Raw genomic sequence first — 13,998 nt, forward strand, 5'->3', positions numbered from 1 at the left:
CGCAAGCCTGTAGTTCGTCGACACCCTCAGCAAGCGACGCAAGCCAAACCTACGTTTCTGCCCGAAACAACGCCGTCGCACCATGTCACGACTCGTCCTCCTGGTCATTGTCACCGTAGCCATCGATCCCGTCCGGGCGCAAGAATCAGCGGTGCCAGTCGCCGACAGTCTTCGTGCCAGCGGCAACTTCTCGAGCGCAATCGAAGCCTATCGTGACGCGCTCGTGAGTTCGGGGGCAGACGTGGCGTACGCCATCGCCAGTACATATGCCCTGCAGGGACAATTCCCCGACAGCGCGTTCCACTATCTGGACGTCTCGCTGGCGTCCGATATGAGTGCAAAGCCGCTCTACGATCCTGACCTGTTTTTCCTGACCCGCGATTCAAGGTGGACCACGGTTGAGGACCGCGTCCTGAACCATCTGGCCGGCAGTGTGGGTGAGGATTTCGATCGCACATACGCAAAGGAGTTGCTCAACGCCCGGATGCGCGAGTGGGCGTATCGCTGGCACATCATGTACGGGTTCCGAACGATGGGACCTGAGTCTCCGGTGCTGACTGCGCTCGCTGACGCCATGCAGGCCAACCACGCCCGCAACGAGCAGGTAATATTCAAGCTGCTCGACGAAAAAGGCTGGCCCTACAAGTCGCGGGTGGGAGAGGAAGCGGCCTACGCCGCCGGAAATCTGGTAAACCATGCAGACCTGGAGACCCGCCAGCGGTATCTCCCCGCGCTTGAGTCCGCATGCCGAGCAGGCGAGGCTGATTGGTCAGACTACGCGCACATTCTCGATCGCACGGAGCTCGAGCTGGGACGTCTCCAGGTGTATGGCACTCAGATGGAGATGAATGACAAGACCGGGCAGTTTGAACCCCGCCCCATGATCGATCCGGAACGCGTGGATGATCGACGCGCGGCGAAAGGAATGGAGCCGCTCGAGGCACAACTGGTTCGTTTCAATGCCGCCATGAAACGGGATTTTGGAGGGTGAACCCGGGTTCGCGCCAACCGGCCTTGGCGGACAGCTCAGTCCCGCAGCAGCAAATCCGCGACAAGTGGCCGGTGATCCGAAATCACCGGTTCGTCCAGCAGCCAGTGCCGCAGCCACTCAAAGGACGAATCAGGACGCACCAGAATGAAGTCGATCTCACGCTCCGGGGCGAAGGACGAGAACGTAAACCGGTCCTCACCCTTGGAGAGCACCCTCCACCGCTCTCCAAGGTAGACCATCACCGAATCCCCGGGCGTCGAGTTGAAATCCCCGGCCAGGACTTCCGCGACCCCATCGCCCGTGATCTGTTGTTCGAGTGATTGCGCCTGCGCCAGGCGTTCGGCGAGGGTGCGATAGAAGTGGATTCCGGTGAAACGCAGATGCCGGCCCTGCGGCGTCTCGACCGTGACTGAGACCGCCGAGCGGGGTTCGTCCCCGTCAGGCAGACGAACGTTTTCCGATTCGACCACGGGAAGCCGGGTCAGCACCGCCATGCCATAAGCACCTCCCTTGTAGGGCATGAAGCGGCCGAAAACCGGCTCCATGCCAGTCATTTGTCCCAGTTCGCTTGCCTGGTCGACGCCGGCCGTACGAGTGACCACACTGTCCACTTCCTGAAGGGCCAGCAGGTCCGGATTCACCTCAAGGATCAGCCGAGCGATGCGGTCGAGGTCAAGCACGCCATCCATGCCCTCGCCGTGGTGAATGTTGTAGGCCATGACGCGCAGGGTGTCTGGCGGCTGTGGGGCCGAAGGCGTCTCCGGAGCCCGGCAGGCCCCGATGATCAGACTCGCGCCTAAGGCGATGAGGGGGCCAAGTCGTCCTTGTCGTTTCATCCCTGAAAGTAGCAGCCGCTGCGTTTTATCCCGCCGCCCGCTGGGCACCGTAGACCCGCTCGGCGTCCCACACCACGACATCGACCCGCCGGGCGTAGTGCAGGATCGGCTCACCGCGGAGTGGCATGCCCCATTCCGCGAGCATCGAGTTCGCCGTGATCCAGGCCCGGGCCGGCTGGAGCGGCCACGGCCGGTGGTGCACCTCATTGCGAAGCAGGGCCCCGTCGGGATGCGTGGCGTACAGGCAATACCGCTCGGTCAACCAGTGATCCAGCCCGCCCGGTGTGGCCCGGTACGGCTCGCCGCATGGTCCGTATGTCGCGGAGAAGCCGGCGCCGCTTCCATCCCGCTGCGCGACGTAGTGGATGCCCGACTCGTCGCTTCGGAAGTTGATGCTCGCCCTGTGGTAGGGCAGGTGAAACCACCGCCGGGCTGCCCAGACGGCCAGTGGATTCGTGGCATCCAGACTCAGAAACCACACGCCGGGTTTGCCCTCGGCCTCCACATAGAGGCGCACATTCAGCTCCGGAAACGCCGAGATCCACGGCAGATCCGGAAAAGGCCGACGCACGACCCCGGCCATGCGAAACGGCACGACGCCGACCCAGGACGATCCGTCGAACTCCTGAACGTTCAGGCCGGCCGGCACCAGCGGGCGCAGCAGGGCCGCCGGTACTCTCCAGTGCGCAAACAGGAGGTCGCACCAGGACTGGCGCCATGTCCATCGCCCGTCAGGAAGCGGCCACGGGCGATGGGCAGTATGCTCGAGTGAGGGGTGCATGGCAGTCCACGTGGTCGGCCCCGCGTTGGGAAGGCGTGCGATCCATTTGGGGAACCCGTGCTGAAGCGAATTTACCCCCAAAGTGGGATTCGGGGGCCCTGTTCCATGTATGGGTCGTTGGATCGGGGGGGCAAGTCGAAAATGGGGGTCGGATTCCATGTGGCCACTGTGCGCGGGGAAGGCCAGGTAGAATCCGGGTGCCTGATTCCACTCATGCGGCCAATCGGGTATTGCCAGCCGGCGGCATGAGAGGCATCTTGGCCCCCGCACGTCACGGAGTTCGGCGCGTGATAAGGCAGGAATCGCACGCCCGCGGCTTCAGAGAGCACCTCGATACTGGGTCGGCGGCCGTCGGGCATGTATTTTTGCGACCTTGAATCGCCCCGGCAGCGGTTCGTCAACGCAGCCTACTAGGAAGATGACTCGGATCTCCCCTTCAGTATTGGACGTGAGCCGCCAGCCTGCTGGGTCTGCGCGACGCAAGGCATACAAGACGCCGGTGCTCACCGATCACGGCAATCTGGACCAACTCACAAAGGCCGAGTACGGAGGACTGGACCAACTGCTCTTCGGAAGCCTGTTTGCGATGGCCTCGCCCGGTCTGCCGTCGGCACCGAGTCGCTAGTCAGTCCGCGACCTCAAACGGCCGGTAGGTCTCCAGATCAGGCAGATCCCCCAACACAACCCGCCCGCCGAGTTCGACCCAGGCGTGTGACTCAAGCCTGCCATTGGTGAGGCGACTTCCAAGGCGGAACCCTGAGGGAATGCCTCGCCGCTTGAGCAGGTGATGTAGCGCAGTGGCTCGGGGCAGGCAGGCTTGCTGGAGTCCAAGTACCTGGGCAACGTGGTGCACACGGGCGGCAAGGGCCAGGGCGCGCCGAATGTCAGCCTCGCTCGCCTCCGGGGCCTCCCGCGGCGGAGGCACGGCGCGCCACCCAAGTCGGGCCAGAGACAGTTCGGCCAGGACTTCCACGCGCGCCAGCGTCTGCCTCACGCGGCGGCCTGCTCCACGAGACCGGCCTCCATCAGCTGGCCCAGCAGCGCGTCCAGGTCCGCGCCGGCTCTGGGGGCTTCGACCTCGTACGACTGGACGATGGCAGCTACCAATTCAGGCCGTGTGCGCGGGCCCGCGGACAAGAGATCCCAGACCAGGCGCCCGGGACCGGTCAACGAGTAGTACTTGCGGTCAGAGCCGAGGATGACCACCGACTCATCATCAGGCCGGCTGGCCACCGGGTGTCCGGCGATCTGTACCGTCATGGGCGGGCGCCTCTCTGTTTCGAAAGCTCCTGAAAGGTACGCCACATCAGGCGCACAGGCCGAATCACGCTGAAGACGATCGGCGTGTCCGGATGTAACCAGGGCACCGCGGTCCAATCGCGCGCATTGGGCGTGAAGCCCAGTTGGGCCACTCGTCGCAGCCGGAGCGTCGGCGGCAGCATGCGGAGACGGTGGGCAGTGAGTGCAAGACCTGTGTGAGGCACCTCAAGAGCCTGCCAGGATCGGGCCACCAGGCCGCGAAGTTGCCGGTAGCGGTGGTCCAGGGGTCTTCGTACTGCGTCCGGAAGTTCTACTCCCAGATCGGCCAGCATGGCCATGCCACACAGGAAAGACGCCGCCATTCCGGTACGCGATGCCATTTCGAGCCCGGATTCGAGTGCCCGGGTATCGCGGCTCATGAGGGCCAGGTCCGCCAGCCACTTCAGGGCCAGGAACGCATGACCGGTTCCGTGCGTGGCTGCGTGCCACAGCGCGTGGGTTGGATTCAGGGCCGGGATCTTGCGGCCTGAAACCTCAAAACAGGTCCGGTCCGCAAGGAACTGCTCAGCTGGGGCGTCGAGGCCGGGGAAATCGGCCAGGCGACGGTGTATCTCCAGCCGCACCGCACCGCGGATGTGCGACAGGTGCTTCGGTTGCAGGCGTGGCTGGTGCTCCGTGTCATAGGCCGGATCCAGGTGGAATCCGGCGGCCTCGGCGGCCCGGCAGGCCTCGTCCATGCTCTGGGGCGGCACAAGCACATCGAGGTCCATGAAGGGTCGCAGCCGAATATCCCCGTGGTATCTGATGGCGGTGCTCGGTCCCTTGAACTGAAGAAATGGGATGTCGGCGGCGTCCAGGGCCTGCGCCAGATCCAGCAGCGCTCCGCATGTTTCCATGGACCGGACGGCAGCCAGACTCGCCACTGCACCCACCGCAGTCCGGTCAGGATGATCTTCGGGAAGCCAGCGCTCGACCCAGCCGGCGAGGCCGTGGTGGGCCGCCAGGGCCACAAGCCGCTTGCCGTTCGCGGGCGGATTGGGTGGGTCCGGCAGGGGACCCGTGTCGCCGCGCGACAGGGCTGCCACACCGCGAGCCAGGAATTGCAACACCGGATCGCCGGTCATTGGATCATGCGGTCGAGGATCTCGACGACCTGCGGGAGGTCGGTCAAGGTGGAACCTCGGCGTAGGCGGCCTATCGGGATCGCGCCCGCCAGGCCTCCCACCCGCTGCAGATGGGCGTCAGCAAGCCCTGATACGTCCAGCGAGCGAGGCATATGGGCATGGCGAATCAGTTCCAGTAGGGCCTCGGGCCCCGCCAGCGGCTCCAAAACCACCGGGCCGCCGGCCTCCAGTACTGCGATTCCTTTCAGTGTTGCGCCAGACGCGCTGGGTGTAACCCTCTCAAGTTGTTTGAGCGGCCCGCCCGCTCGCACCTTCAACCGGCCGGGCCCAGGCTGCACACTCCAGCCACCCGTGCCCTCCTCCAGGACACACAGGTCATCAGAGAGAAAGGCCCAGCCCGTGGCGAGTAGAGCTCCCGTCAAGGTTGTCTTGCCCATCCCTGTGGCTCCTAGCAGGCAGATGGCCAGGCCATGGCGGGAGACGACGTTGCCGTGAAGCACGATTCTCCCGGCCCTGCGCAGGAATAGTCCCATGAGTTGTCCGGACAGGCGCTCGCCCGCCGCCGCCGGATCGCCGTCGAGCATCACCACGACTTCGTCCGTCGCCATCCGGTACGTCGCTTCACCCGGCCACTGGAAGTACCAGAACTCGTCATCAAGCCGAAAGCTCAGCGGGCCGTCACGCTTCATCCTCGGCACATGGAACCGGCCCGCGCGAACCGTCACCTGCCCCGTCGTGCCGGTCGGGGCCAGAGAAAACGGAAGGGCCAGGTCGCTCTGGACAACGAGGCCGTATGCTGTGTAAGTGGTCAACCGCGGAAGGGGCACAACGGAGGAGTCGTCAAGATAGTCCCGCTCCCGAAGGCGTTCCTTTAACCCGGGCTGAAGCGCTGGCGCGCGTGGCCGGTCAGATCTCGGTGTCCCGGCGGTCAGAACGGACGTGCTCGTCGCCAATACGCGGAGAACACGGTTCGAAGCTCGTAGACGAGAGCCGGGTCGCTGAAGAACGTGGCGACTTCGGACGCTCTGTCGGCGGATGACGTGGTAAGGTTGGCGCTGCCGTTCATGGCGGTAGTGTCCGTCACCAGAAACTTGGCGTGCAGGTCGGCAAGCGTGCGAAAGGCGACCCCGGCGTCTTGCAGCGAACGCACGATATGCCCCGTCAGGTTGTCGCTGCGGAACAGAAGTCGGACCCGTACGCCTCGCCGCGACGCGGCCAGAAGGTCGTCGAAGACCGGCGGTGGAGCCGGGGAAAGGAACGCCACCGCTGCCAATGCCTCGTAGCGCGCGTCCTGCAGCATCCTTCCCATCTGAAGGTGTATGTCGCGGTCCACGAAGTGCCGCGCCGCCGATCCACCCGGTGTAGTCGAACGAAAAGCCTGGATCCGCGCATACACGTTTGAGAGGCCGCATCCGAGTGTGGTGGCCACGCGCGTCTTGTCCTCGGCGCGCCAGGCGAGCCAGAGCCGGTCCGGTGTCCACTTGATGCGTTTTGTCGCCTCCCGACGACCTCGGCCAAGGGGACCTCGCGGCCGGTCCGGCGATGTGGAATCGCGGGGCGTGTTTCCATCCAGTGCTCGACGCAGCTCAGGCGCCAGTCGATTGAGGGGGTCGGATTCCACAGTATGCCTCTGATTTGGGCCGGTCAAAGCGGAAGCGAGGGGCGGCATTCCACAACCGGCAGTTTCGAACGGGTTGTCAGGGTATAGAGGCATCGCCCGGACAGTTCGCAACGCGGCGTCGCCGATTGGACCCGTTTCGCTGAGGCGCTTGCCGGCGGACTCGGGGTCAATAACGCAAGCCCGCGCCGCCTCGGTGCGTCAGGCGCCGCACCGCGCCGCCAGAGAGCCTCGCCCTACCGGGGCGTTCGCATGACCACTCCAGTTGTCACGGCGGCTCCAATGGCGAGCCGGTACAGATAGGTGCCCGGCGGCAACTCCGATCCCTCGATTCGCGTCGCGTGTTCACCGGGAGGCAATCGCCCCAATTCGGACCGCTGCACCACCCTTCCGATGGCATCGAAGACGATCAGCCGCACGTCGGCCTCGACTTCAACGGTGAAGTCGATACTGGAGGTCGAGCTGAAGGGATTTGGGTAGGCTGCCGACGCAGACAATTCGAAGGTCGGCGGGACCACAACCCGCTCGCGGGCTCGAACGTCGGGGCTGAGCAGGTAGGCCGCGTTGGCCCGAATGCGGTCCGTCTGGTCAAAGAGGGTAGCCAGCGCAGCACGCGGGTGTTCGCCGGTAGCCACCGAGACCGCGAATACCAGATCCGCAGACGCGCCGGGCGCTAGGTCGAACGGAGTGGTCGAGGCTATCGAGTTATGGAAATACCCCGACAGCGAGGCGCCGGCACCGGGGTTTGCCATGGTCCACCCGGAACCTGTGAGCGGATCCCCATCGAACATGTAGCGGGTCGGTGGCCCCGACGTGCCCACTCCGTCCCCCTTGCCCCTGATGGCACTGCCGTTCCGCTGTCGCCCATCCATGACCTGATCGGTGCCAAAGTATCCCCAGTCCAACTCGCGGTGGACCTCTACGACGAAGCTGTGGAGCGACGATGCGTCAGGTGTCGCCGGGGGCTTGAGTCCGGCATCGGAGGGCCAGAGCGTGGCGGGTAGAAGAGCCATGCCTACGGCACGACCCTCCACTTCGGGTGCCGACGAATAGAAATAGGCAAGATCGGAGTCTGGTCGCGAGCCCGACCATACGCGTCGATTCTGTACTTCCACCTCCGGAGCAAGACCCAGGCGCACGTTCTCCAGAGGAGAGCCGGAGGTGTTCACGAACCGGTATCGGTATAGTGTGGAATTGCCAACCGCCCCGACCCCGCGAAACGCGTAAGCGGTTACCTGAATGTCGAGTCCGGGCTGCTGCATGTTGTCGTTGTAGGGCCGATCGTGCATGACCCACCAGACGGTTTCATCGCCAAAGAGCGTGGGCCGGTCTCCTCCCTCCAGATTGTAGTTGCCGGCCAGGCCGTCTCCATCGCTGACGGGTGCGCCGAGCGCGACCGGCCAGTCGCGGATATCCTCGGTGGCAACCCCGGTTCGGTCGAACGCCTCCAGGTCGCTTCTGTCGATTCGCCACACCCTGTTCGCCGGGCCACACTCGCCATCCGGCATGTGTCGGGGGCCCGGCCGATAGTGCTGGGCGGCGCGCCTGAGCGTGTCACCTCTCACGGCCACGAGTTCTGTCATCAAGCATGAAAGAATGGTCTCCGGCTCGATACTGGACAGTTCCAGACCGCCATTGAGAAACAGAGGGCGCGTAGTGCTGACAGGTGCCCTAAGGCTGTTGACGGAAAGCCTGGCCGAACCCGTAAACGGGGCGGTGCACTCGTCACTGGTCTGGGCGCGGCTGGGGAGGGCAAGGAGGACCAGGGCAAGGCAGCAAGTGAGGAAGCGCATAGTCGTAAGGGAAGGGTGGGAAAACGGTAGTTGCTCCACCCTGCGCATCTCCCGGTCGATGGGCGAGACAGCGCCTCCACACTCCCCGCCGGTCTCTGGCAGGGTGCCGACGGGGATGACAGGGCACTCACGGGTGCCCCGGACGCGGCGCTCGCGGGTCCAATCGTCCGTGGCGATGGGCGGTTGCGCTGGCACGCGCCGGGGTAGGATCAACGGCGAAACAGAACCGCCGTCGCAAGCCTACACCTGGTCTCATATGTCCATGACCCGATGCGCCTTGCCCTGATCACTTTTTTTGCCGCCGGCTTCTTCTCCCTGACCACCGGGGCTCAGAGCCCATCGCCCGAAATGCCTGCGACAAACCTGTTTGACTTCGAATCAGAGAGCGAGGCTCGGTGGCAGGTGGTGAACGATGGGGTCATGGGCGGTCGGTCCCGCGGCTACGTAGCCGTGGAAGACGGTGCGCTTCGATTCACTGGCGTTTTGGTGACGCGCGGCGGTGGCTTCACGTCCATTCGCACGCGTGCAAGCGCCGATTTGGGCGGATTTGATGGGATTGAACTGCTTGTGCGAGGCTCCGGGCGGACCTTCGAGCTGGAGGTGTCGGACGGTACGAGGTGGCGGGGAAGGGCTGTGTCTCGAAGGGCATCGTTCCCAACCTCGAGCGAATGGCAATGGGTAAGAGTGCCCTTCTCGTCGTTGCAGGCCAGCGTGTTTGGCAGACCCGTTAACCCGAGTCCGATCGATCCTGCGGGAATTCGAGGGTTCGGGCTGTACATCGCCGACGGGATTGACGGTGCCTTTGGCCTGGAAGTAGACTCAATTCGAGCGTATCGCGACTGACGCGTTCCCTGTGCCGTCTGCGCGGTTTCAGGTGCGGTGCCCGGCGCGAGGCCGCCGGTGCGGGGCCGCCCGTGCGGACGTGAACCCGAGGGGCCGCCCGTGCGGACGTGAACCCGAGGGGCCGCCCGTGCGGACGTGGAACCGCGGGGCCGCCCGTGCGGACGTGGAACCGCGGGGCCTCTTTCCACTTCGCCCGCGATGCCCGGCGTCTCGATATGTAATAGGGGCCTCGATCCCACAACGCGCTCCTGGCACGGGGGCGTAAGGTGGACTCGGCGGCGTCTTTTCCACTCACGCTGCAGCCCGCCATGGCGTCTGGCCGCTCCTCTGGCCCCCGCCGCAGCCCGTCAACGCGCCGTCGCCCTGCGCCCCGGCGCACCGCACCCGCGCGAAAGCGAACCAGAGCGTCTACCTGGCCCCCAACGGGAGTCCACCGGAGTTCTTCCAGACAAGCCGAAGCGAGGAAGTTGTGTCCTCCAGCTCAAATGCGTCCCGCAACCTGGAAGCAGCCGATGAAACGGTAGGTGCCAGCGAGAATGTCAGTTTCCCCGCGACCACTGTCGGGCATGCCAATCGGTAAACGTCTCCGTCGCGGAGGCGCAACTCGTGCACGCTTCCCTCTGAGACCAACGCCGTCACAGAGTCTTGCCAGATGACGTTGCGCTGCGCCTCCCGTCGCAATAGGGTGAAGGCGGCACCCGGCCCGAGTTTGAGTTCGGAATCCGAGTTGATCTGCGTCTCCGAACCTTTCGCATCAAAGCCCGACACAACGAACCACGAACCCGTCCAATCTAGCCAGGCGTCGCGCGGAAGTTCAGTTTCGGTCAGCCCGGTCTCCGGGTACAGGCGCCTGTTGGTCCACAGGCCATCCGGAGTGTGGAACGCGAAGCCGTAGGGCTGCCGGCTGATCGAAGAGAGTATTTTCCCACGCGACGACAGGTACGTCCATCCACTGTCCCGGCCTGCGACAATTGATCCGGCCGGCCATGTGTAGGTCTGACCGGCCCATAGACGGCCTGCCTGTGAGATGATTTCATGGACCCCAAATGAGTCGTCGCCCCTCCTGTACACGGAAAACATGCGGAGGTACTGCCGACACGCCGTGTCCAGGTCTTCGACATATGAGCCAAGCATGTCGTCGGGAAGTGAACTCGACTCCATGTCCAGCTGCGTGGAAGGCGTGCAGGCCGCCAGGGCGAGCGCAACGGTGGCGCAGAAGGCCATGCGCCAGGCCTCTCCCACAACGGCTTGCAGGCGCCCTCTCGGGCAAGCTTTGGAAGGCGGGCGTTCGGCGGACCGGATTCTGCCTTTTTGCGCCTTCGTCGTTTGGGGTTGTTCTCTGAGTCCATCCTTCATTCTCGCATATTACAGTCCCGCCCGGCGCAAGGCCGCCCGTGCGTAGGTGGAACCGTGGGGCCTTTTTCCACGTGGCGTCATGGCGCCCGGCCCCTCGATGTGTAATAGGGGCCTCTATCCCACAACGTGCCCCTCGGTACGGGCCTTGGAGTGGACTCGGCGGCGATTTTTCCACTTAAGCCGCCCCAGCCGCGTGGCCGGCCCGCCGCGCCGCCGCAATGGCCCGACCGCGCCGCCGCAGCCCGCCGCGCCGCCGGCCGCGCCGCCGGCCGCCGCGCTGGCCCGCCGCCCCCGGCCGCCGCCCGCCGCCGCGCCGCTGGCGTTCCGCCTCACCAATCCCTACTGTACGAGTCAGCCCAACACGCCATCGCATATGAGCCAGTACACGCTCACCGTCAACGGCCGTGACGTCACGGTCGATGTAGAACCCGACACGCCGGTCCTGTGGGTCCTGCGGGACCATCTGGGCCTTGTGGGCGCCAAGTACGGGTGCGGGGTCGCGCAATGCGGGGCCTGCACGGTGCACCTGAACGGGTCCGCCGTGCGCTCGTGTTCGATTCCGGTGTCCGGGGTCGCGGGTCAGCGCATCACGACCATCGAAGGGCTGTCCGAGCGGGGCGATCATCCGCTCCAGAAGGCGTGGCTGGAGCATGACGTGCCGCAGTGCGGCTACTGCCAGGCCGGGCAGATCATGAATGCCGCGGCGCTCCTGGCCTCAAATCCGTCGCCGACCGACAACGAGATTGACGAGGCCATGCACGGCAATATCTGTCGATGCGGGACCTACACCCGCATTCACGCCGCCATCAAGACCGCGGCCGCCGAGTAGCGCTCCGCCCATCCCAGACCCGCACAGCCGTGGCTACCGTCAAGACTACCCTCAATCGTCGTTCGTTTCTCAAGGCTTCCGCGCTCGCCGGGGGTGGCCTGGTCATTGGGTTCAACTGGATGGCCGGATGTCGTCCGCAGGAGCCCGAGATGGTGATGCCGGACGAGTGGTTCGACATCAACGGCTATGTGAGCATCGGTAACAACGGGGTGGTGACCATCACAGCACCCAATCCGGAGTTCGGTCAGAACGTCAAGACGTCGATGCCGATGATCGTGGCCGAGGAGCTCGATGTCGACTGGAGGCACGTGCTGGTGGAGCAGGCCCGGTTTGATGCGGCGGTATTTCCGCGGCAGTTCACGGGGGGCAGCCAGGGCATCCGCCGGGCGTGGTCAGGGCTGCGCATGGCTGGAGGGGCTGCTCGGCACATGCTCCGGCAGGCCGCGGCGGACGCTTGGCAGGTCCCGTTCGATGAGGTCACAGCAGAAGCCGGCGTGCTGCGACATGCCGCCAGCGGCAATGAGGCCGGTTACGGTGAGATGGCGCAGGCGGCATCGGCCGTCCCCGTGCCCGCGGAAGTCGAGCTCAAGGACGCGTCGGATTTCCGAATCATCGGCACGTCTCGCAAGAACGTCGACGCGAAGGACATTGTGACGGGCAAGCCGCTTTTCGCCATCGACCGGCAGGAAGAAGGCATGCTGGTGGCGATGATCGTGCACCCTCCGGCATTCGGCATGCAGCTGAGGTCGGTCGATGGGACCTCAGTCCGGTCCATGCCGGGCATCCGGGACGTCTTCTCCTTCAAGACCTACAATGACGACTACCAGCCCAATTTCTTCGATACGAACGCCTTTCCGGAGCTGGTAGCGGTCGTCGGTGAGACCACATGGCAGGTACTCAAGGCGAAGCGGGCCCTGCAGGCCGAGTGGCAACCCATCCCGGCAGGAGGGACGGTGCCCCAGGGACTCGAGAACTCGGAGGACCACAAGCGCCGCATGGAGGAGATGGCGGCGAGACCCGGCCAGATCGCCAGACGCGATGGAAACCCCGAGGCCGCGTTCACCCGGGCCGCCCGGGTGATCGAGCGCAGCTACACGGCCCCGTACCTCGCGCACAACCCGATGGAGCCCATCAACTGCGTGGCGCACGTTACCGAAGACCACGCCGACCTGGCAGGTCCGGTGCAGGCCCCGGAGATCATCGAGCGCACGCTGTCGGCGCGATTGGGATTGCCCGTCGAAGCCATCGAAATCCACCCGACACGCATGGGTGGAGGGTTCGGTCGTCGCGCCTACAGTCACTACATGGTGGAAGCCGCAGTTATCTCGCAGCAGGTCGGCGCCCCGGTCAAGCTGATCTACACGCGGGAGGACGATATGACCTACGGGATCTATCGGCCGACCTATCACGCCACCTATCGGGCAGCGCTGGATGCGGACGACAACCTGATCGCGTTTCACGTCAAGGCCGGAGGCATTCCCGAGACCCCGCTGTTTGCCAACCGATTCCCGGCCGGCGCCGTTGAGAACTATCTCGCCGAGTCATGGGCCATTCCCTCAAACATCACGATAGGTGCCTTCCGCGCGCCGCGTTCGAATTTCATCGCCGGGGCGGAGCAGTCCTTCCTGGATGAATTGGCCGAGGCCATGGGCAAGGACCCCATCGCTCTCCGCATGGAGATGCTGGACCGGGCACAGAACGATCCGGTGGGGCAGGGCAACGACTACGACGCGGCCCGGCTTGCCGGTGTGCTCGATCTGGTGCGCGAAAAGTCTGGCTGGGGTGAGACGGCTTCAGCGGATGTGCATCGTGGCGTGGCCGCCTACTTCTGCCACAACTCCTACGCGGCGCACGTGCTCGACCTGTCCATGCGGGACGGCACGCCGGTGGTGGAACGGGTTTGCTGCGCCGTCGATTGCGGCATTGTCGTCAACCCTGATGCGGCGGTCAACATGGCGGAAGGCGCGATCGTGGACGGCATCGGCAACGCGATGTACGGGCAGCTGACATTCGAGCAGGGCGTGCCCCAGAAGCGCAATTTCGACACCTACAGGATGATCCGGCACGGGGAAGCCCCCAAGTCCATCGACGTGCATTTTGTCGACAACGGCATCGATCCGACGGGGCTCGGGGAGCCGCCCTTTCCGCCGATTTTTGGCGCGCTTGCGAATGCACTGTACCAGGCGACGGGCCGCCGACTTGCGGACCAGCCGTTTGCGCCGCAGCTGGAGCTAATGGTTCAGGAAGCGACGGGCTAGACTGCTGATTCCGCCGGTTTTAGCGCCATGGAAGTACACATTGAGGAGTCAGACACGAAAGGCCGGGCCTTCGTGGGCTCGAGCGATGGGCCGCAGGCCGAGATGACCTACAGTCGCGCTGGTGACGCCTTGCTGATCATCGATCACACAGAGGTCGACGACAGTCTACGTGGCACGGGCGCAGGTCGGTTTCTGCTGGACTCGGTGGTGGCGTTGGCCAGAGAGCGAGGAGTCAAAATTCTGCCGCTCTGTCCGTTCGCGCGGTCCCAGTTCGAGAAGGACGCCTCGATTCGCGACGTGCTTAGGTAG

The 13,998-nt window shown here is 64.8% G+C and carries 15 protein-coding genes; 6 read left to right on the plus strand and 9 right to left on the minus strand.

The genetic code is table 11. From position 1 onward, the window contains the following. Positions 1 to 82 precede the first annotated feature (82 nt). A complete protein-coding gene (locus JJ896_07100; protein MBO6779404.1) occupies positions 83 to 991 on the plus strand; it encodes a hypothetical protein in 909 nt (302 codons plus the stop codon). A 35-nt stretch (positions 992 to 1,026) separates the two neighbouring features. Here the strand turns inward: JJ896_07100 and JJ896_07105 are convergent, their stop codons facing one another. Both JJ896_07105 and JJ896_07110 read right to left on the minus strand, forming a co-directional pair. Continuing rightward, the gene (locus JJ896_07105) at positions 1,027 to 1,827 is read right to left on the minus strand and encodes an endonuclease/exonuclease/phosphatase family protein (protein ID MBO6779405.1); all 801 of its coding nucleotides are present in this window, start codon (positions 1,825 to 1,827) and stop codon (positions 1,027 to 1,029) included. Positions 1,828 to 1,852: 25 nt separating this feature from the next. Then, on the minus strand, positions 1,853 to 2,608 hold the full coding sequence (locus JJ896_07110) for a DUF2071 domain-containing protein (protein MBO6779406.1): 756 nt from the start codon (positions 2,606 to 2,608) through the stop codon (positions 1,853 to 1,855). Between the two features lie 418 nt (positions 2,609 to 3,026). Here JJ896_07110 and JJ896_07115 point away from each other — a divergent pair, with 418 nt between their 5' ends. Then, complete coding sequence (locus tag JJ896_07115) at positions 3,027 to 3,233, plus strand: hypothetical protein (GenBank protein MBO6779407.1); 207 nt, start codon at positions 3,027 to 3,029, stop codon at positions 3,231 to 3,233. On the opposite strand, the gene JJ896_07120 is transcribed toward JJ896_07115, so the two are convergent. From JJ896_07120 to JJ896_07145, 6 genes are all read right to left on the minus strand, one after another. After that, positions 3,234 to 3,602, minus strand: a complete 369-nt coding sequence (locus JJ896_07120) for a lasso peptide biosynthesis B2 protein (protein ID MBO6779408.1) — start codon at positions 3,600 to 3,602, stop codon at positions 3,234 to 3,236. Continuing rightward, positions 3,599 to 3,868: a PqqD family protein gene (locus tag JJ896_07125; GenBank protein ID MBO6779409.1), complete on the minus strand. Its 270-nt coding sequence runs from the start codon at positions 3,866 to 3,868 to the stop codon at positions 3,599 to 3,601. Before JJ896_07125 ends, JJ896_07120 begins: the two co-directional genes overlap by 4 nt. Further along, the gene (locus tag JJ896_07130; GenBank protein MBO6779410.1) at positions 3,865 to 4,992 is read right to left on the minus strand and encodes a nucleotidyltransferase family protein; all 1,128 of its coding nucleotides are present in this window, start codon (positions 4,990 to 4,992) and stop codon (positions 3,865 to 3,867) included. The genes JJ896_07125 and JJ896_07130 overlap by 4 nt, the downstream gene beginning before the upstream one ends. After that, entirely contained in the window at positions 4,989 to 5,804 is an 816-nt protein-coding gene (locus tag JJ896_07135; GenBank protein MBO6779411.1) for a hypothetical protein, read from the minus strand. The genes JJ896_07130 and JJ896_07135 overlap by 4 nt, the downstream gene beginning before the upstream one ends. Positions 5,805 to 5,920: 116 nt before the next feature. Continuing rightward, positions 5,921 to 6,613, minus strand: coding sequence for a phospholipase D family protein (locus tag JJ896_07140; GenBank protein MBO6779412.1), 693 nt, complete (start codon positions 6,611 to 6,613; stop codon positions 5,921 to 5,923). Positions 6,614 to 6,846: 233 nt separating this feature from the next. Beyond that, complete coding sequence (locus tag JJ896_07145) at positions 6,847 to 8,403, minus strand: T9SS type A sorting domain-containing protein (protein MBO6779413.1); 1,557 nt, start codon at positions 8,401 to 8,403, stop codon at positions 6,847 to 6,849. Between the two features lie 270 nt (positions 8,404 to 8,673). Here JJ896_07145 and JJ896_07150 point away from each other — a divergent pair, with 270 nt between their 5' ends. Next, a complete protein-coding gene (locus JJ896_07150; protein MBO6779414.1) occupies positions 8,674 to 9,246 on the plus strand; it encodes a CIA30 family protein in 573 nt (190 codons plus the stop codon). Positions 9,247 to 9,654: 408 nt separating this feature from the next. Here the strand turns inward: JJ896_07150 and JJ896_07155 are convergent, their stop codons facing one another. Beyond that, positions 9,655 to 10,470: a hypothetical protein gene (locus JJ896_07155; protein MBO6779415.1), complete on the minus strand. Its 816-nt coding sequence runs from the start codon at positions 10,468 to 10,470 to the stop codon at positions 9,655 to 9,657. A 505-nt stretch (positions 10,471 to 10,975) separates the two neighbouring features. Between JJ896_07155 and JJ896_07160 the strand changes: the two genes are divergently transcribed. From JJ896_07160 to JJ896_07170, 3 genes are read left to right on the plus strand one after another with little or no spacing between them, the layout of a single operon-like run. Further along, positions 10,976 to 11,431 (plus strand): (2Fe-2S)-binding protein, encoded by a 456-nt coding sequence (locus tag JJ896_07160; protein MBO6779416.1) that lies wholly within the window; start codon positions 10,976 to 10,978, stop codon positions 11,429 to 11,431. A gap of 29 nt (positions 11,432 to 11,460) precedes the next feature. After that, positions 11,461 to 13,689, plus strand: coding sequence for a xanthine dehydrogenase family protein molybdopterin-binding subunit (locus JJ896_07165; GenBank protein ID MBO6779417.1), 2,229 nt, complete (start codon positions 11,461 to 11,463; stop codon positions 13,687 to 13,689). Between the two features lie 27 nt (positions 13,690 to 13,716). Continuing rightward, positions 13,717 to 13,998: an N-acetyltransferase gene (locus JJ896_07170; GenBank protein MBO6779418.1), complete on the plus strand. Its 282-nt coding sequence runs from the start codon at positions 13,717 to 13,719 to the stop codon at positions 13,996 to 13,998.

The sequence above is a fragment of the Rhodothermales bacterium genome (assembly GCA_017643395.1).
Taxonomy (GTDB): Bacteria; Bacteroidota; Rhodothermia; order Rhodothermales; family UBA10348; genus JABDJZ01.